The organism is Streptomyces tendae (genome assembly GCF_008632955.1).
In the GTDB taxonomy this organism is placed as follows: Bacteria; Actinomycetota; Actinomycetes; order Streptomycetales; family Streptomycetaceae; genus Streptomyces.
The window spans coordinates 4,446,751-4,464,584 of sequence record NZ_CP043959.1 but is presented as its reverse complement, the minus strand read 5'-3'; the positions used below and the strand labels follow the sequence as shown (position 1 = coordinate 4,464,584).

General features: G+C 72.0%; 14 protein-coding genes. 6 read left to right on the top strand and 8 right to left on the bottom strand.

Annotated elements, in window-relative coordinates:
• Nucleotides 1-100 precede the first annotated feature (100 nt).
• From F3L20_RS20535 to F3L20_RS20510, 6 genes are all read right to left on the bottom strand, one after another.
• Entirely contained in the window at nt 101-1,135 is a 1,035-nt protein-coding gene (locus F3L20_RS20535; RefSeq protein WP_150155611.1) for an ABC transporter permease, read from the bottom strand.
• Nucleotides 1,132-2,094 carry an ABC transporter permease gene (locus tag F3L20_RS20530; RefSeq protein ID WP_145828325.1) on the bottom strand — a complete coding sequence of 321 codons (963 nt, stop codon included), beginning with the start codon at nt 2,092-2,094 and terminating at the stop codon, nt 1,132-1,134. The genes F3L20_RS20535 and F3L20_RS20530 overlap by 4 nt, the downstream gene beginning before the upstream one ends.
• Nucleotides 2,087-3,646 (bottom strand): sugar ABC transporter ATP-binding protein, encoded by a 1,560-nt coding sequence (locus F3L20_RS20525; protein ID WP_150155610.1) that lies wholly within the window; start codon nt 3,644-3,646, stop codon nt 2,087-2,089. The genes F3L20_RS20530 and F3L20_RS20525 overlap by 8 nt, the downstream gene beginning before the upstream one ends.
• Nucleotides 3,647-3,717: 71 nt before the next feature.
• Nucleotides 3,718-4,812: an ABC transporter substrate-binding protein gene (locus tag F3L20_RS20520; RefSeq protein ID WP_150155609.1), complete on the bottom strand. Its 1,095-nt coding sequence runs from the start codon at nt 4,810-4,812 to the stop codon at nt 3,718-3,720.
• A 368-nt stretch (nt 4,813-5,180) separates the two neighbouring features.
• Nucleotides 5,181-6,209 (bottom strand): LacI family DNA-binding transcriptional regulator, encoded by a 1,029-nt coding sequence (locus F3L20_RS20515; RefSeq protein WP_150155608.1) that lies wholly within the window; start codon nt 6,207-6,209, stop codon nt 5,181-5,183.
• A 342-nt stretch (nt 6,210-6,551) separates the two neighbouring features.
• A complete protein-coding gene (locus F3L20_RS20510; protein WP_150155607.1) occupies nt 6,552-7,565 on the bottom strand; it encodes a LacI family DNA-binding transcriptional regulator in 1,014 nt (337 codons plus the stop codon).
• A gap of 175 nt (nt 7,566-7,740) precedes the next feature.
• On the opposite strand from F3L20_RS20510, the gene F3L20_RS20505 reads away from it, so the two are divergent.
• From F3L20_RS20505 to F3L20_RS20490, 4 genes are all read left to right on the top strand, one after another.
• Nucleotides 7,741-9,567, top strand: coding sequence for a glycoside hydrolase family 2 protein (locus F3L20_RS20505; protein WP_150155606.1), 1,827 nt, complete (start codon nt 7,741-7,743; stop codon nt 9,565-9,567).
• Nucleotides 9,568-9,672: 105 nt separating this feature from the next.
• Entirely contained in the window at nt 9,673-11,040 is a 1,368-nt protein-coding gene (locus F3L20_RS20500) for an extracellular solute-binding protein (protein WP_167534569.1), read from the top strand.
• 22 nt (nt 11,041-11,062) lie between these two features.
• A complete protein-coding gene (locus tag F3L20_RS20495; RefSeq protein WP_150155605.1) occupies nt 11,063-11,995 on the top strand; it encodes a carbohydrate ABC transporter permease in 933 nt (310 codons plus the stop codon).
• Between the two features lies 1 nt (nt 11,996).
• Nucleotides 11,997-12,932, top strand: a complete 936-nt coding sequence (locus F3L20_RS20490) for a carbohydrate ABC transporter permease (RefSeq protein ID WP_150155604.1) — start codon at nt 11,997-11,999, stop codon at nt 12,930-12,932.
• 81 nt (nt 12,933-13,013) lie between these two features.
• Here F3L20_RS20490 and F3L20_RS20485 read toward each other — a convergent pair whose 3' ends face one another.
• Nucleotides 13,014-14,558 (bottom strand): MDR family MFS transporter, encoded by a 1,545-nt coding sequence (locus tag F3L20_RS20485; RefSeq protein ID WP_382681647.1) that lies wholly within the window; start codon nt 14,556-14,558, stop codon nt 13,014-13,016.
• A gap of 155 nt (nt 14,559-14,713) precedes the next feature.
• Nucleotides 14,714-15,388, bottom strand: coding sequence for a TetR/AcrR family transcriptional regulator (locus tag F3L20_RS20480; protein ID WP_150155602.1), 675 nt, complete (start codon nt 15,386-15,388; stop codon nt 14,714-14,716).
• A gap of 99 nt (nt 15,389-15,487) precedes the next feature.
• Here F3L20_RS20480 and F3L20_RS20475 point away from each other — a divergent pair, with 99 nt between their 5' ends.
• Nucleotides 15,488-16,678 carry an MFS transporter gene (locus F3L20_RS20475; protein WP_150155601.1) on the top strand — a complete coding sequence of 397 codons (1,191 nt, stop codon included), beginning with the start codon at nt 15,488-15,490 and terminating at the stop codon, nt 16,676-16,678.
• Nucleotides 16,679-16,806: 128 nt separating this feature from the next.
• Nucleotides 16,807-17,778 carry a pirin family protein gene (locus F3L20_RS20470; RefSeq protein ID WP_150155600.1) on the top strand — a complete coding sequence of 324 codons (972 nt, stop codon included), beginning with the start codon at nt 16,807-16,809 and terminating at the stop codon, nt 17,776-17,778.
• The last annotated feature ends 56 nt before the right edge of the window (nt 17,779-17,834 follow it).

Here is a 17,834-nt window from a genome sequence, read left to right as displayed (position 1 = left end):
TGCGCGTGCGAGAAGCGGCCGGCCGCGCGAGGAGCGTGACCGGCCGCCGTACCGGACGCGGCGGCGGGAGCCGGAGGCAACCCGCCACCGCGTCCGGGGTCTACAGCAGTTGCCGTCGGCGCCCCAGCCATGTCTGGGCGACGACCACCACGGCCAGGAAGGCACCGCTGACGACCTGCTGGTAGGAGGAGTCCAGCGAGCCGATCTGGTTGATGACGTTCTGGATCACCTTCAGCAGCAGCACCCCGACCAGCGACCCGCTGACGTAGCCGAGCCCTCCGGTGAGCAGCGTGCCGCCGATGACGACGGCGGAGATGGCCTCCAGCTCCATGCCGTTGCCGAGGATGGTCACCCCGGAGGCGAGCCAGGCGGCGTTCAGCGCCCCGGCGAGGCCCGCCAGCACCCCGGACAGCGCGTAGACGAGGATCTTGGTGCGTGCCACCGGGGCGCCCATCAGCGCCGCCGCGTCCTCGTTGCCGCCGACCGCGTAGACGTGCTGTCCGAACCGCGTCCGGCGCAGCACGACCGCCCCGGCGACGAACAGTGCCAGCATGATCCACACCGGGTTGCCCAGGCCGAGCGTGCTGCCCTGCCCCAGCTCGGCCAGGAACGAGCCCTTGCCGATGAGATAGGTGTCGGCGCCCTCGTCGGTAATCGCCAGCATCAGCCCCCGGGCGCCGAGCATGGCCGCCAGGGTGACGATGAACGGCGCCAGGCGGGAGCGGGCCACCAGCAGGCCGTTGACCACGCCGATCGCGCCGCACACCACCAGCGGCAGCAGCAGCGCCACCAGCGTCCCGTGCCGGGAACCCCAGGCCGCGAGAACGCCGCCGAGCGCGAACAGCGAGCCGACCGACAGGTCGATGCCCCCGGTGATGATCACGAACGTCATGCCGAGCGCGACGATCGCCAGGAACGCCGAACTCGTGGCCATGTTACTGACGTTGTCGCCCGTGGCGAACGAGTTGAAGCTGAACGTCGCCACCAGGGAGACGATCACCAGCACCGCCAGCGCGCCGTGCTGCTGGACCAGGGCGGTCAGCCGCTCGGACCGCGCCGGCCCCACGGGCCCGTCGCCCGCAGGCCGGCTGCCGTCGTCCACGCTCACCGGCGCCTGCGTCTTCGTGACGGTCATCGCTTCCCCCGTCCCCGCGCCGCGTAGACCGCGGCCACGATCACTACGGCCTGCGCGATCTGCGTCCACGAGGGCGGCAGATCGTGCTTGATCAGGGTGGCGGTGAGCAGCTGGATGAGGACCGCGCCCGCCACCGTCCCGGCGATGTTGACCCGGCCGCCGGTGAGCGGCGTCCCGCCGACCACGACGGCGGTGATGGCGGACAGCTCCATCAGGTTGCCCAGCGACGTCGGGTCACTGGCCTGCAGCCGCGCCGTGGCGAGCACCCCCGCCACGGCGGCGAGCAGCGCGCAGATCACGTACACGAGGATCAGCACGCGGCGCACCGGCAGCCCGGCGAGCTGCGCGGCCGGACGGCTGTCGCCGATGGCGAGTAGCTGCCGTCCGAAGGTGGTGCGGCGCACCACGAACGCCACCAGCAGCGCCAGCGCGGCGGCGATCAGGATGAGGTACGGGATCCCCAGCACGTCACCGGAACCCAGCGACGCCAGCTGCGGGTTGCGCAGGTCCTCGAGCTGTGGCAGCAGCACCAGGGCCACGCCACGCCCGCCCACCATCAGGGCGAGTGTCGCCACGATGGGCTGCACCCCGACCAGCGCCACCAGCGCCCCGTTCGCCAGCCCGACCGCGGCGGCGAACACCGCCACCACGAGCAGCGCGGGCACCAGGCCGTAGCCCAGGTAGAGGGCGGTTACGGAGGCCGCCAGCGCCATCACGGCACCCACCGACAGGTCGACGCCCTCGGTGCCGATGACCAGGGCCATCCCCAGCGCGACGATGATGACGGGCGCCACCTGCACGGCCTGGGTGCGGAAGTTCTCCGCGGACAGGAAGTGCGGCGTGATGGCGATGTTGACGACCAGCAGCAGCGCCACGCCGGCGTACACGCCGTACTTCTGCAGCCACTGCAGGGCGCGGGCCTTGTCCAGCGGGACGGTCTTGAGTGCGGCTTCAGCCATCGGTGGCCGCCTCCTCGACCGCGTCCCCGTCCGGGGAGTGTCCGGCGATGGTCCGCATCAGCTTGTCCTCGGTGACCTCGTCGCCGGTCAGCTCGCCGACGACGGCACCGTCCTTCAGTACGACCACGCGGTCGGACCCTTCGATCAGTTCCTCCAGGTCGGAGGAGATGAGCAGGACGCCCAGGCCGTCGGCGGCCAGTTCGTCCACGAGCTTCTGCACCTCGGCCTTGGCGCCGACGTCGATGCCCCGGGTGGGCTCGTCCAGGAGCAGCACCTTCGGGTTCATCGCCAGCCAGCGGGCGAGCAGCACCTTCTGCTGGTTGCCGCCGGAGAGTTCACCGACCTTCTGCTGCGGCGATGACGCCTTGATGCGCAGCCGCTCGACGAAGGTGTTCACAATGCTGTCGACGCGGGCCTCGGAGACCAGTCCGAAGCGGGAGAGCCGGGGGAGCACGGCCAGTGAGATGTTCTCGCGGACCGACAGCCCGGGCACGATGCCCTCGCTCTTCCTGTCCTCCGGCAGCAGACTGACGCCCGCCCGGATCGCGGCCGGTGTGGAACCCCCGCGCAGGGGCACCCCGGCCACCGTCACCCGGCCCGAACTCGTCGCCAGCGCACCGGAGATGGCCTTCGCGGTCTCGGTGCGCCCGGAGCCGAGCAGCCCGCCGAGGCCCACGACCTCGCCCGGCCGGATACTGACCGACACGCCGTGCAGCTGGTGGGGGACCGTCAGGTCCGTCGCCTCCAGCACCGGCCGGGTGTCGGTGGCGTGGTGGTCACCGGTGAACTTCGTCAGTCCCTGCGACCGCACCTCGCCCAGCTCCCGGCCCAGCATCGTGGACACCAGGGAGAGCCGGTCCAGGTCGGCCAGGCGGCCGTGGTGGACGCGCCGGCCGTCGCGCAGCACGGTGACCGTGTCGCACACGGCGTACAGCTCGTCGAGCCGGTGGCTGACGTAGACGACGGCGATGCCCTCGTCGCGCAGCCGGCGGATGACCGAGAACAGCGTCTCGACCTCCCGCGGTTCGAGGGACGAGGTCGGCTCGTCCATGATGACGATGCGCGCCTCGCTCGCCACGGCCCGGGCCAGCGCGACCATCTGCTGGGCCCCGACGCCGAGGCTGCGCAGCGGCCGCCGTACGTCGACCCGGACGCCGTAGGCGCTCAGGGTCTCCTCGGCCTCGCGGTGCATACGGGCGAAGTCCAGCAGGCCGAAACGGTTCCGCGGCTCGCGGCCCAGGAACAGGTTGCGGGCCACGCTCAGCAGCGGGATGAGGTTGACCTCTTGGTAGATCGTCGAGATGCCGGCCTTCTGCGCCTCCAGCGGGGTCGCGAAGGAGACCTCGCGCCCCTGGAAAACGATGTCACCGGCGTCGGGCCGGTACACCCCGGTGAGGAGCTTGATGAGGGTCGACTTGCCGGCGCCGTTCTCGCCGATCAGGGCGTGGACCTCACCGGCGTGCAGGGTCAGGTCCACGTCGTCCAGGGCCCGGACGCCGGGAAACGTCTTGCTCAGTCCGCGGACGGCGAGGACTTCGGCGGGGGGAGCCACCTGTGCCTCCAGGATGAAAAAGGGGTGACGGACGGACGGGGGCCCGGGGGCCGGGCCCCCGGCCGACAGGCTCAGTAGGCCTTGCCGAGGTCCTGCTCGGCGTTGTCCGGGCCGTAGGCGCCGTCCTGGATGATGATGTCCTGGTGGACTTCCTTGCCCTGGGTGAAGTCGTCGAGGGTCTGGAAGGCCAGCGGACCGAACCGCGGGTTGGACTCGACGACGCCGCTGATCCAGCCGTCCACGACGCCCTGGACGGCGTTGCGGGTGCCGTCCACCGTGACGATCTTGACGTCGCCCGCCTTCTTGCCGGCGCCCTTCAGCGCGGCCACCGCGCCCAGGCCCATCTCGTCGTTCTCCGCGTAGATGCCCTTGATGCCGGGCTTGGACTGGATGAGCTGCTCGGTGACCTGCTGGCCCTTCTCCCGGGCGAAGTCGCCGGTCTGCTCGAAGACCACCTTCAGGCCGGGGGCCTTCTCGGCGACCCGCTCCTTGAAGCCCTTGGTGCGCTCGGTGGTGACGTTGTTGCCGGCCGAGCCGAGCAGGATGGCGACCTCGCCCCTGCCACCGGTGGCCTCGATCATCTGGTCGGCGGCGCGGCGGCCCTGCTCGACGAAGTCCGAGGCGATGAAGGAGACGTAGTCCTTGCAGGGGGTGGCGTTGATCTTGCGGTCGATGGTGACGATCGGGACCTTCTTGGCGGCGGCGGCCTGCAGCACCGGGTCCCAGCCGTCGGAGTTCAGCGGGGCGATGACGAGGAGGTCGGCACCCTTGGCGAGCAGGTCCTGCACGTCGCTGATCTGCTTGGAGAACTGCGACTGGGCGTTGGCCGTGAGTAGCTTGACGCCTCTCTTGGCCGCCTCGTCCTTGATGGACTGCGTCTCGGCGATGCGGAAGGGGTTGGCCTCCTTCTCCGACTGGGAGAAGCCGACCGTGGCGCCCTTCAGGTCGATCTTCTTGCCGCCGTAGGCGTCGACGGTGCAGGTCTTGCTGCCCGGCTTCGGCTCGGCCACCTTCTGGCCGGCGTCGGCCGCGGCCGTGGGCTTCTTGCCGTCCGCCGCGTCGTCCTCCGACTTGGCGCAGGAGGTCGCGGTGAGGGCCACGGAGGCGGCCAGGGCCACGACCACGGGACGGGCGAGGAGGAGGGAACGGTGAGTGGTGCGCTGCATGGTGACCCCGATCCGGGTGACGCTGAAAGGGAACTGGGGAGCCGAAGGACGCGGGCGGTGGAGCTGCTCCCCCTGTGCACAACGGCGTCCGGTGCGCCGCCAAGGAGGTTTTACATCGTTGGAAGGAAGCTGTAAACCCCTCGTGCACAAGGTCCGGACGGGCGGAGCGGAAGGGGCGTCACGGGGGTTTCGCGCCCACGCCGAAGGCGCGCCTCACGGTAAGCGCGTGCGGTGACGGTGCGTGAAGTACGCCGCGAGTGCGGCGGGTTGAAGGGACCGGGACTCCGGGTGCCCGGCCATACGTGTCCCGCACGTGAGAGCGAAGCCGGCGGCGCGGGGGAGGAAGTCGAGCGGGCGCGTACGGCAGGTCAGTCCGGCCGTACGCCCGCCGCCGGGCGGCCCAAGGTGCTTTCTCGTTCGACCAGTTGGTAGTCCGCCCAGATGCGCCGCGGCTCCGGGGCCCGGTCGCCCAGGCGGGCCAGCACCGACTCCACCGCGAGGCGGCCGATGGCGGCCTTGTCCGGTGACACCGAGGTGAGGGTGACCGCGCCGAAACGGCCCTCGATCACGTCGTCGAAGCCCACCACCGCGATGTCGTCGGGCACTCTCAGTCCCCGTTCGTGCAGCACCCTCATCGCGCCGATCGCCATCGGGTCGTTGTAGGCGAACACCGCGTCCGGCCGGCGGCCGCTGTCCAGGATGTGCCGCATCGCCCGCGCGCCGTCGGCGTGCCCCCAGCCGTCGACGGCCGCGACCAGCCCCTCGTCCGCGGGCAGCCCCTCCGCCGTCAGCTCCTCGCGCCAGCCGCGGACGCGGAGCTGGGCCGGCTCGCTGCGATCACGCCGCGCCCCGATGAACGCCACCTCCCGGCGCCCGAGGCCGATCAGGTGCCGTACGGCGTCACGGGCGGCGGCCACGTTGTCGATCGCGATGTGGTCGTACGGCAGGTCGTAGTCCCGCTCGCCGAGCAGCACCAGCGGCACGTCCTGGTCGCGGTCGCGCAGGTCCTCGGTCCGCAGCTCGATGGGACTGAGGATCAGTCCGTCGATGACCCGGGCCCGGAAGCCCTGGCTCACCAGCAGCTCCTGGTCGCGGGATCCGCCGGTGTGGTCGAGCAGCACGATGTAGTCGTGCTGGGCCGCCGCGTCGATGACGGAGGCGGTCAGCTCGGCGAAGTACGGGTTGCCGAGCTCGGGCAGGGCGAGCGCGATGATGCCCGTACGGCCCTTCCGCAGGTGGCGGGCGGCGAGGTTGGGCTGGTAGCCGAGCGCGTCGATGGACCGCTGGACCCGCTCGCGCATGGCCGGCGTGACGTGCTGGTAGTTGTTCACCACGTTCGAGACGGTCTTGATGGAGACCCCCGCGTGCGCGGCGACGTCCTTGAGGCTGACCCGCACGGCATTCCCTTCGTGAGCGGCCCGACTCGGTTGGCCGGTGCGGATGCGGTGCCGTCACCATGAGTCGTGTGCCGAGCCGCTGGGCTCAAGTTTTACAACGTTATACACGCCGTCACCGGACGCTGACAAGGCGTGGGACGACGGCGCGGGAGGCGTCGTGCGGGCGCTACCGACCGCCCCGCTTCCGCCTCCGGCGCGGGACGGAACCGGTCCCGTGAGCGACCGACCACACCGCCGTTTCTCTCACCTCCCCCATGACCGCGGGCCCTCGCCGGTGGCGGCCGGGCCCGGCTGCCCGGGGCGTCGCGCCGGACGGGGCCGCCCACCCCGTGGGCGGCCCCGTCACCCGCCCGAGCTCTCCCGCACGATCAGCCGGTGACCCGCCGTCTCGTCGACTGCCGGGCCGCCGGGGCCGGCCGCCTCGATGCGGGCCCGCAGCAGTTCCACCGCCCGGCGGGCGATGCCCGGCTTGTCGGGGGCGACCGTGGTGAGCGTCGGGATGCTGTACCGGGTGGCCTCGATGTCGTCGAAGCCGACCACGTCCACGTCGCCCGGCACCGACCAGCCGTCCTCGTGCAGGGCGCGCACCGCGCCGAGGGCCAGGTGGTCGTTGAGGCAGAGCAGCGCGTCCGGCGGCTCCGGCAGCCGCATGAGGGTGCGCGCGGCGGCGGCGCCGTCGGCCCAGCGGAACGCGGGCACCGGCAGGATCAGCTCCTCGGACACGGCCAGGCCGGCCTCGGTCAGTGCCTGGCGGTGGCCGACCGTGCGCAGCCGCCCGGTGTTGTGCGTGCCCCGCAGATCGCCGCCGACCACCGCGATGCGGCGCCGGCCCCGCGCCAGCAGGTGCGCGGTCGCCTCACGGGCCGCCGCCACGTTGTCGATCGCCACGTGGTCCGCGCTGCCGGGCAGGTTGCACTCGCCGAGCAGCACCAGCGGCAGCCGGGTGTCCCGGCCCTCCAGGTCGCGCGGCAGCAGGGCGAGCGGCGAGAGGATGACCCCGTCCGTGAACTGGGCGTCGAAGCCCTGCACGGCGGCGAGTTCCTTCTCGCGCCGGCCGCCGGTCTCCAGCAGCAGCGTGGTGCTTCCCTGCCGTTCGGCCTCGGCCATGACGTGCTTGGCCAGCTCGGCGAAGTAGGCGATGTCCAGGTCCGGCACGGCCAGCGCGATCACCCCCGTCCGGCCCCGGCGCAGCTGACGTCCCGCGATGTTGACCCGGTAGCCGAGAGCGTCGATGGCCTCGCGCACCGCGGTCCGGGTCCGTTCGGAGACGTGCTCGTAGTCGTTGAGGACGTTGGACACCGTCTTCGCCGAGACGCCCGCGTACTCCGCGACGTCCTTGATCCTGGGCCTGCCCATGCTTCCCTTCTCGCCCTCCCTGCCGCCTCCGGGATCGTAACGGCAGCCCCTCGGGGCGGGACCGTCGGCGGGGGAGGGCCGTGCCGAAAACTTCCCGCCATCGCCATTTACATCGATGTAATCGTATGGTCGCATGGCCCCTGTACGCAGCGCACCCGCAGTGACGAGGAGCAGCATGAGCACGCCCCTGCCCCTGGACCCCCCGCGTCCGGAGTACCCCCGGCCCCAGTTCGCCCGCGAGGCGTGGCTGAACCTCAACGGCCGCTGGCAGTTCGAGACCGACCGCGGGGACAGCGGACTGGAGCGGGGCCTGCTCGGCCGTGACCTCTCCGGTGAGATCGTCGTGCCCTTCTGCCCGGAGTCCGAGCTGTCCGGGATCGGCGACACGGACTTCATGGAGGCCGTCTGGTACCGCCGCACGGTGACCGTCCCGGCCGAGTGGGCCGGCAACGAGGTGCTGCTGCACTTCGGGGCCGTGGACCACGACGCCACCGTCTGGGTCAACGGCACCGAGGTGGCCCGCCACCGCGGCGGCTTCACCCCCTTCACCGCCGACCTGCGCGGCGTGGCCGGACCCGGCGACGAGGCCGTGATCGTGGTCCGCGCCCGCGACTCCCGCCACGGCCCCCAGGCCCGCGGCAAGCAGGCCACCTGGTACGCCAACACGCACTGCCACTACACCCGCACCACCGGGATCTGGCAGACGGTGTGGCTGGAGCCCGTCCCGGCCGCCGCCCGCCTCAAGCGCCCGCGCATCACCCCCGACCTCGGCTCGGGCTCCTTCCACCTCGACCTCCCGGTCACCGGCAACCTCCCCGGCCACGAGGTGCGCGCGGTGCTCGGCGACAGCGAGGGCGAGGTGGTCACCGCCTCCGCCCGCGCCGACCTCGACCTGTGCCCCCGCCTGGTCCTGGCCGTCCCCGAGGACCGGCTGCGCACCTGGTCGACGGCCGACCCGCACCTGTACGACCTGCGCCTGCAACTCCTCGACGCCGACGGCGCGGTGGTCGACGAGGCCACGTCGTACGCGGGCATGAGGTCGGTCGCCCTGCACGGCAAGCGGGTCCTGATCAACGGCGAACCGGTGTTCCAGCGGCTCGTCCTCGACCAGGGCTACTACCCCGACGGCCTGATGACCGCGCCCACCGACGCCGACCTGGTCCGCGACATCGAACTCGGGCTGCGGGCCGGCTTCAACGGCGCCCGGCTGCACCAGAAGGTGTTCGAGGAGCGCTACCTCTACCACGCCGACCGGCTCGGCTACCTGGTGTGGGGCGAGTTCGGCGACTGGGGCTGCGAGACCGGCGTGCGCGACGACAACCAGCGCCCCGACGCCAGTTACGTCGCCCAGTGGCTGGAGGCCCTGGAACGCGACCACTCGCACCCGTCGATCATCGGCTGGTGCCCGCTGAACGAGACCTACCAGCACCTGCACGACCGCATCACCCAGCTCGACGACGTCACCCGGGCGATGTTCCTGGCCACCAAGCAGGCCGACCCCAGCCGTCCGGTGATCGACGCCTCCGGCTACGCCCACCGCGTGGCGGAGACCGACGTCTACGACTCCCACTGCTACGAGCAGGACCCGCAGGCGTTCGCCAGGACCATGGCGGGCCTCGCCGAGGACCGCCCCTACGTCAACACCGGCCCCGACGGCCGCCCCTGGTCGGTTCCGTACCGCGGACAGCCGTACTTCTGCAGCGAGTTCGGCGGCATCTGGTGGGACGCGGAAGCCGCCGCCACCGCAGCCGGAGACGAGACCGAGTCGTCCTGGGGCTACGGCGAACGCCCGCGCAGCGCCGAGGAGTTCCTCGCCCGCTTCACCGGTCTGGTCGACGTCCTGCTCGACGACCCGGACATGTTCGGCTACTGCTACACCCAGCTCACCGACGTCTTCCAGGAACGCAACGGCGTCTACGGCTTCGACCGCGCCGAGAAGTTCGACACCGCCGTGCTGCGCCGCGCCCAGCAGCGCCCCGCGGCCGCCGAGTCCACCCGCTGACGACGTCCCGCCCGGCCGGAGGAACCCGCCGACCGGCTTCCCGCACCACGCGCCGGTGCCGGCGTACCCGGTGATGTACATCGATGGAGAAAGAAAGGTAGCGTCATGGACGACCTGCCAGGCCCACGAGCCGCCTCCGCCCGGCCGGAGAGCGGACGCGCCGCACCGTCCCGGCGCGGTGTGCTCCGCGCGTCGCTGGCCTCCGCCGCCGCCCTCCTCGGCGGCGGCGCCCTGGCCGGCTGCGGGGCCGCCGCGGCCTCGGACCCCGACACCGTGCGCATGTGGGACCTGTTCAGCGGGGCCGACGGTGCGCTGCTCGACGAGCTGATCGACATCGCGGCGCCCGACATGGGCGGCACCGGAGTCGACCGGACCGTCCTGGAATGGGGCACGCCGTACTACACCAAGCTCGCCATGGCCTCGGCCGGCGGGCGCGGACCGGACGTCGCCGTCTGTCACATGTCACGCCTGGCCGGCTACGCCCCGCTGGGCCTGCTCGACCCCTGGGACACGAGCCTGCTCGCCGAGTTCGGCATCCGCGAGGAGGACTTCGCCGACGCGGTGTGGCAGCGCACCCTGTACCGCGACCGGACGTACGCCGTGCCCCTGGACACCCACCCGTTCATCGTGTTCTTCCACCCGGGACCCGTCCGCGAGGCCGGACTGCTCACCGCCGACGGCGACCTGGACCAGGACGCCTTCTCCAGCCCGGAGCGCTTCCTGGAGGCGGGCCGCGAACTGGCCCGCGCCACCGGCGAACAGGGCATCGCCTTCGGCTACGTCAACGACACCGCGCAGTGCTGGCGGCTGTTCTACGGTCTCTACCGGCAGACCGGCAACGACCTCGAGCTGCCCGTCGGCGGCACCGTCACCGCCGACGTCGACGCCATGACCGAGGTCATCGCCTTCATGCGCAAGCTCGTCGACGGCCGCGCCAACCCCCACCGCCTCGACTACCCGGCCGCGCTGGCCAACTTCACCAACCGGCAGACCGGCATGATCCTCTCCGGCGAGTGGGAACTCGGCACCTTCCGCGGCGCCGACCCCGACATCGGAGCCGCCTCCTTCCCCACGGTGTTCGGCACCCCCGCGGTCTACGCCGACTCCCACTCCTTCGTCCTGCCGCGCCGCCCCGACCCGGACGAGGCGCACCGCAGGCGCACCCACCGGGCGGTGGCCGCCATCCTCAAGGCCGGCCAGACCTGGGCGAAGGCCGGCCACATCCCGGCGTACCGGCCGGTGACCCGCACCCGTCAATACGCCCGTCTGGAACCGCAGGCCCGGTACGTCGTGGCAGCCGACCACGTGGTGCTCGACCCGCCCGTGTGGTTCGCCGGCGCGGGCTCCGACTTCCAGAACGCCATGTCCCAGGTGCTCCAGCAGGCCCTGCTCGACGGCCTCGCGCCCGACCGCGCGGCCCGGGCCATGGTCGAGCGCGTCAACACCGCCCTGTCCCAGCCCAGTCCGGCCTGAACCGCCGCGAAGGAGGCAGCAGATGTCCACCCCACTCGCATCGCCGGACCGGGCGCCCGCCGGCGACAGGGCCCAGGGCCTCGGCGCGGCCGCGCGCCGGCTCGTCCCGCCGGGCCTGCTCTTCGCCCTGCCGTTCCTCGTCCTGTTCGCCCTGTTCATGGTCTGGCCCCTGGTCCAGGGCGCGTGGATGAGCCTCACCGACACCTCCCTGTCCGCGCACGACCCGTCCTTCGTCGGACTGGACAACTACGCGGAGGCCCTCGGCGACGCCGGGATGTGGCAGGCGGTCGGCAACACCGTGTGGTTCACCGTGGTCTCCACGGTGCCCCTGGTGGCCGTCGCCCTCGGCATGGCGCTCCTGGTGCACACCGGGCTGCCCGGCCAGTGGGTGTGGCGCCTGGCCTTCTTCGCCCCCTACCTGCTGCCGGTCGGTGTCATCGGCCTGCTGTGGGGCTGGCTGTACCAGCCGGACCTCGGACTCTACAACCATCTGCTCCAGGCGATGGGCCTGGACGGGTTCGCGTGGCTGAGCGACAAGGACGTCGCCCTGTACGCCGTCGTCATCGCCACCCTGTGGTGGACCGTCGGCTTCAACTTCCTGCTGTTCCTGGCGGCGCTCCAGGCCGTGCCCGACCACCTCTACGAGGCGGCGGCACTGGACGGGGCGGGTGCCTGGCGCCGGCTGTGGCACGTCACGCTGCCCCAGCTGCGCCGCATGACCGGCGTGGTCACGGTGCTCCAGATCCTCGCCTCGCTGAAGGTCTTCGACCAGGTGTACCTGCTGACCAAGGGCGGGCCCGACGGCTCCACCCGCCCCGTCGTCGAATACCTCTACGACATGGGCTTCACCGGTTACCGGCTCGGCTACGCCTCGGCCATCAGCTATGTCTTCTTCGCCCTCGTCGTCCTCGTCTCCGCCGCGCAGTTCGCCGCCTTCCGCCGCAGGGAGAAGTGACATGACCTCCGTAGACCTCGGGACACGGCCCGCGCGCCGCACGGTCTCCCCGCTCCCCGCCTCCCGCCGCGCCCGGCCGGCCGGCGGGCGGGGCCCGAACCTCACCCTCGGCGCCGGCCGGACGGCCCGCGTCCTGGCCCTGGCGGTCCTCGCGGTGCTGGCCCTGACCTGGCTGCTGCCGATGGCGTGGGCGGTGCTCACGGCGTTCAAGTCCGAACAGGACGCCAGCGACCCCCTGCACTGGTTCTGGCCGCAGGGCGGCTTCACCCTCGACGGCTTCCGCACCGTCGTCGAGCGCGGCGACCTGCCGCTGTGGATGTGGAACAGCTTCTTCGTCGCCGCGGCCGTCACGATCGTCACGGTCGCCGTGTCGGCGGCGGCGGGCTACGCCTTCTCCCGCACCCTGTTCAAGGGGCGCCGCGGGCTGTTCGCGCTGACGGTCGCGTCGATGCTCGTCCCGCCGCAGATGCTGATCGTCCCGTGGTTCCAGCAGATGCTGACGCTGAACCTGGTGGACACCTACGCTGCGGTGATCCTGCCGCAGACCGTCGCCCCGGTGATGGTGTTCATCCTGAAGAAGCACTTCGACACCATCCCCCGCGAACTGGAGGAGGCGGCCCGGCTCGACGGCGCCGGGCACGCGCGGATCTTCTGGTCGGTGATGCTGCCGTTGTCCCGCCCGATGCTCGCCGCGGTGTCGATCTTCGTGTTCATCGGGGCGTGGAACAACTTCCTGTGGCCGTTCGTGTCGACCTCCGACCCGGCGCTGATGACCCTGCCGGTCGGCATCACCGCGGTGAAGGACGCCTACGGCGTCAACTACGCCCAGACGATGGCGTCGTCGGTGCTGGCCGCACTGCCCCTGGTGCTGGTGTTCGTCTTCTTCCAGCGCCACATCGTGAAGTCGGTGGCGACGACGGGCCTCGGCGGCCAGTGACCCGCCCCGTTCCGCGGACAGAAGGGAGCGCCCCCCGGCCGTGCGGGCCGCGGGGCGCTCGCTTCTCGTGCGCTACGGGATTCAGCTCCCGACGACGGTCTTGTCGCCCGCCTCCTCGGCGAGGCGCTCCATGCCGCTGGTCGTCTTCAGCGGCTTCTCCTTGATGAAGACCACGGTGATCAGGGCCAGCAGCGCGCAGGGCGTGGCGATGAGGAACAGGTCGGCCGTGGCGACGCCGTAGGCGTGCTCGACGATCTGCCGCACCGGCTCGGGCAGGGTGCTCATGTCCGGCACGCTGCTCTCACCGCCGCCGTCGCCGGAGGGGATGCCCGCGGCGTCCAGGCCCTTGGTCATCTCGGAGGCGACCCGGTTGGCGAGGATGGCGCCGAGGACGCTGGTGCCGATGGTGCCGCCCATGCTGCGGAAGAACGACAGCACGGACGTCGCGGCGCCCAGCTCACTGGCCGGCACGTCGTTCTGGGCGGCCAGCACCAGGTTCTGCATCAGCATGCCGACGCCGACGCCGAGCACCGCCATGTAGGCGCTGAGCAGGGTGAAGGAGGTGTCCGCGTCGATGGTCGCGAGCAGCCCGAGGCCGACGGTCATGATGACCGCGCCGGCCACCAGGTAGCGCTTCCACACGCCGGTCTTGCTGATGATCTGGCCGGCGACGGTCGAGGAGACCAGCAGGCCGAGGATCATCGGCAGGCTCATCAGGCCGGCCACGGTGGGGGACTTGCCCAGGGAGACCTGGAAGTACTGCGAGAGGAACACCGTGCCGCCGAACATGGCGACACCGACCAGCAGGCTGGCGACGGTGGTGAGGGTGACGGTGCGGTTGCGGAAGATGCCCAGCGGGATGACCGGCTCGGCCGTCCGCGCCTCGACGAACACCGCGGCGGCCAGCAGCAGCACGCCGGCGCCGGTGAGGGCGGCGGTCTGCCAGGAGACCCAGTCGAACTCGTTGCCCGCCAGGGTCACCCAGATCAGCAGCGCGCAGACACCCGCCACGATGAGGAAGGCGCCCAGGAAGTCGATCTTCGCCTCGCGGCGGGCCACCACGGGCAGCCGCAGGGTGCGCTGCAGCAGCGCGATGGCGAGCAGCGCGAACGGCACGCCGATGAAGAAGCACCAGCGCCAGCCGAGCCAGGAGGTGTCCACCAGCAGGCCGCCGACCAGCGGTCCGGCGACGGTGCCGATGGCGAACACGGCGCCGAAGATGCCGGCGTACTTGCCGAGCCGGCGGGGCGGGATGATCGCCGCCATGACGACCTGGGCCAGTGCGGTCAGACCGCCCGCGCCGATACCCTGCACGACGCGGCTGAAGATGAGCAGATCGACGCCGTGGGAGAAGCCCGCCAGCAGCGAGCCCACGACGAACATGCCCAGCGACAGCTGGAGCAGCAGCTTCTTGTTGAACAGGTCGGACAGCTTGCCCCAGAGCGGCACGGTCGCCGTCATGGCCAGCAGCTCGGCGGTGACGACCCAGGTGTAGGAGGACTGGCTCGCCCCCAGGTCGGCGATGATGGTGGGCAGTGCGTTGGCCACGACGGTGCCCGCCAGGATCGCCACGAACATGCCGGCCATCAGCCCGGACATGGCCTGGAGTATCTGCCGGTTGGTCATGGCGGCGGGTGGCGCCGCGTCGGGCGCCTGTGTTGCGGTCACGGTCGTCTCTCTCACGGGATCGGTGGTGAAAGCGGGATCGCGCCCCGGGCGGGGCGGGAGTGGGGGAGGGCCGGGGCCGCCGCGAGGGGCCCGGCCGGCGAAGGGTCCGGCGCCTACCGGGCCGGGGTCGGCAGTCCGGCGGCGAGCAGCGCGAACACCTCGTGGAACACGTCGGCGAAGGCGGCGTCGTCGGGCCGTTCGCACCAGTGCTGCACGCTCACCCGCACCGCCGCGCCGGCCACCGCGGCGAGCAGCCGTGGGTAGAGGCCCGGGGCGGCACGGTCCACGCCGTCCTCGGGCGGGGCGGGGGTCTCACCGGCCCGGCCGCCGGCCCGGATGCGCGCGGCGATCGCCTCGGCGAGGCCCGTCTCGTCGGCCATCTGGGCGCCGAGGTTGCGCACCAGGAGGTGCGGGGAGGCCCGCAGCACCCGGGCGTGCAGGCTCCACAGTTCGTGCTGCCGTTCCGCCTCGCGCAGTTCGGTGGCGAGCGCCTCGCGCAGCGCCTCCAGCGACGAGAGGCCGGGCGGCGCGGCGAGGAGCGACCGGCGCACCCGCTCGCTCGCGTCGGCGTCCACGACGACGAAGGCGTCGTCGCGTGAGTCGAAGTAGTTGAAGAAGGTCCGCACGGACACGCCGGCCGCGGCGCTGATCGCCTCGACCGTGACCTGGTCCGCCCCCTGCTCGGCGGCCAGTCGCACCGCCGCCTCCGTGAGCGCGGCACGCGTGGCGCGCTTCTTACGCTCCCGCAGTCCGCCACCCGCGGTGTCCTTCCCCGTCATGAAATGCATGCTATGCAAAAATGCACGGCATGCAAAATTGCGTTCGGGTGCTCACGCCGGTGGCGTGGTGAGGGGGGCCTCCGGCCGGTGCGCGGCTAGCGTCATGGCATGACCGGTGACCGGCTCGGATGGCGCGCGTGCCTGCTCGGCGGCGCGGTGTTCGCGGTGTGCATGGCCGGGACCACGCTCCCGACCCCGCTGTACCCCCTGTACCAGGACAAGTTCGGCTTCTCCGAGCTGACGGTCACCGTGGTGTACGCGGTCTACGCCTTCGCGGTCATCGGCGTCCTGCTGCTCGCGGGCAACGCCTCGGACGCCGTGGGCAGACGCCCGGTCCTGCTGTGGGGACTGGCCTGCTCGGCCGCGAGCGCGGTCTGCTTCCTCCTCGCCACCGGCCTGGGCTGGCTGTACGCCGGGCGGCTGCTGTCGGGCCTGTCGGCCGGACTGTTCACCGGCGCCGCCACCGCCTACGTCATGGAGGCGGCCCCGCCCGGCCGCGCCTCCCGGGCGACGTTCGTCGCCACCGCCGTCAACATGGGCGGGCTCGGCTGCGGCCCGCTGCTCGCCGGGGTGCTCGCCGAGTACGCCGCCGGGCCGCTGTACCTGCCGTTCGCCGTCCATCTGGCCCTGGTGGTCTGCTCGGTGGCGGTGCTGCTGCGGCTGCCGGAGACCGTACGGGACCTGCGCCCGCTGAGGACGGTACGGCCGCAGCGGCCGGGGGTGCCCGCACAGGTGCGCCCGGTGTTCGGAGCGGCGGCGACGGCCTCGTTCGTGGGCTTCGCCCTCTTCGGCGTGTTCACCTCCGTCAGCCCCGCCTTCCTCGCGGAGTCCCTGGGTGTGACCGACCACGCGGTGAGCGGCACGGTCGTGGCGGCGGCGTTCTTCGCGTCGATCGCCGGACAGACGGCCGTCGGCCGGGTGGGCGTGAGCCGGTCGCTGCCGCTGGGCTGCGCCGTTCTGCTCACCGGCCTCGCGCTGCTCGCGGGGGCCCTCTACTGGGACCAGTTGGCGCTGGTGGTACTGAGCGCGCTGGTCGGCGGCTTCGGGCAGGGTCTGGCGTTCCGCGGGGCACTGTCCGCGGTGGGCGCGGCGTCCCCGGCGGACCGGCGGGCGGCGGTGATCTCGTCGCTGTTCGTCGTGGCGTACACCGGCATCTCGGTCCCGGTCATCGGCGTGGGCCTGCTGTCGGAACCCCTGGGGCTGGAGAACGCGGGGCTGGTGTTCATCGCCTGCATGGCCGTCCTGATCGTCATGGCGGCCGGCTACCTGCTGCGCAGGCCGGTGCGGGCCGGGTCGTGAGGGGTCCCGGGCGCCCGGGAGATCCTGTTCCGCGAGCGATTTCCCGGGCGACGGCCTATAGTCGTCCATGAATGTTGAATATCGAACTTCTTTTCACTCTCGAACGTCCTCGGTGGGAGGCACGCGGCATGAGCAACACGGAGACACGCCCCGCGGAGGTCAGGTGCGGCGGCGGGACGGACGCGGACTTCCCGGGGGAGGTCGAGATCCTCACGGCACGTGACGTGCCGCTCGGCGGACCGCGTGCCATGCGCGTGCGGCGCACCCTTCCGCAGCGGGCGCGCTCGCTCGTCGGTGCCTGGTGCTTCGCCGACCACTACGGCCCCGAGGACGTCGCCGCCACCGGCGGGATGGACGTCGCCCCGCACCCGCACACCGGTCTGCAGACGGTCAGCTGGCTGTTCAGCGGGGAGATCGAACACCGCGACAGTCTGGGCAGTCACGCCTACGTCCGGCCCGGCGAGCTGAACCTGATGACCGGCGGTCACGGCATCAGCCACTCGGAGGTGTCGACGCCGGACACCACGACCCTGCACGGTGTCCAGCTGTGGGTTGCTCTCCCCGACGAACACCGGGACACCGCACGGGACTTCCAGCACCATGTCCCCGAACCGGTCGCGCTGGGCGGCGGCGAGGCACGCGTCTTCCTCGGCTCGCTCGCGGGCGTCACCTCACCGGTACGCACCTTCACCCCACTGCTGGGCGCCGAACTGACCGTCTCCCCGGGTGCCCGGCTGGTGCTCGACGTCGACCCCGCCTTCGAGCACGGCGTCCTCGTCGACGCCGGCGACGTCCTTGTCGAGGGCACCGCGGTGGACCGCGCCGAACTCGGCTACACCGCCCCGGGCCGCTCCGCCCTCACCCTCACCAACCGGGGAGCCGGCACGGCCCGCCTGATCCTCCTGGGCGGTCCGCCCTTCGGGGAGGAGATCATCATGTGGTGGAACTTCATCGGCCGCACCCACGAGGACATCGTCCGCGCCCGTGAGGACTGGACGACGGGGACGCGTTTCGGCGAGGTCCACGGCTACGACGGCGATCCGCTGCCGGCACCGCAGCTGCCGACCACGCCCTTGAAGCCCCGGAGGAGCCCGCGCTGACCCGCGCAGCGAGGGCGGCGAGCCGGACGGGCGCATGAGGACCTTCTCCGTACCGG

Excerpts from the sequence above, each read along its gene's own strand:
- F3L20_RS20470 (WP_150155600.1), top strand. The coding sequence starts at position 16,807 with ATGAGCAACACGGAGACACGCCCCGCGGAGGTCAGGTGCGGCGGCGGG.
- F3L20_RS20520 (WP_150155609.1), bottom strand. The coding sequence starts at position 4,812 with ATGCAGCGCACCACTCACCGTTCCCTCCTCCTCGCCCGTCCCGTGGTC.
- F3L20_RS20490 (WP_150155604.1), top strand. The coding sequence starts at position 11,997 with ATGACCTCCGTAGACCTCGGGACACGGCCCGCGCGCCGCACGGTCTCC.
- F3L20_RS20510 (WP_150155607.1), bottom strand. The coding sequence starts at position 7,565 with ATGGGCAGGCCCAGGATCAAGGACGTCGCGGAGTACGCGGGCGTCTCG.
- F3L20_RS20475 (WP_150155601.1), top strand. The coding sequence starts at position 15,488 with ATGACCGGTGACCGGCTCGGATGGCGCGCGTGCCTGCTCGGCGGCGCG.
- F3L20_RS20480 (WP_150155602.1), bottom strand. The coding sequence starts at position 15,388 with ATGCATTTCATGACGGGGAAGGACACCGCGGGTGGCGGACTGCGGGAG.
- F3L20_RS20535 (WP_150155611.1), bottom strand. The coding sequence starts at position 1,135 with ATGACCGTCACGAAGACGCAGGCGCCGGTGAGCGTGGACGACGGCAGC.
- F3L20_RS20530 (WP_145828325.1), bottom strand. The coding sequence starts at position 2,094 with ATGGCTGAAGCCGCACTCAAGACCGTCCCGCTGGACAAGGCCCGCGCC.
- F3L20_RS20500 (WP_167534569.1), top strand. The coding sequence starts at position 9,673 with ATGGACGACCTGCCAGGCCCACGAGCCGCCTCCGCCCGGCCGGAGAGC.
- F3L20_RS20485 (WP_382681647.1), bottom strand. The coding sequence starts at position 14,558 with ATGACCAACCGGCAGATACTCCAGGCCATGTCCGGGCTGATGGCCGGC.
- F3L20_RS20495 (WP_150155605.1), top strand. The coding sequence starts at position 11,063 with ATGTCCACCCCACTCGCATCGCCGGACCGGGCGCCCGCCGGCGACAGG.
- F3L20_RS20505 (WP_150155606.1), top strand. The coding sequence starts at position 7,741 with ATGAGCACGCCCCTGCCCCTGGACCCCCCGCGTCCGGAGTACCCCCGG.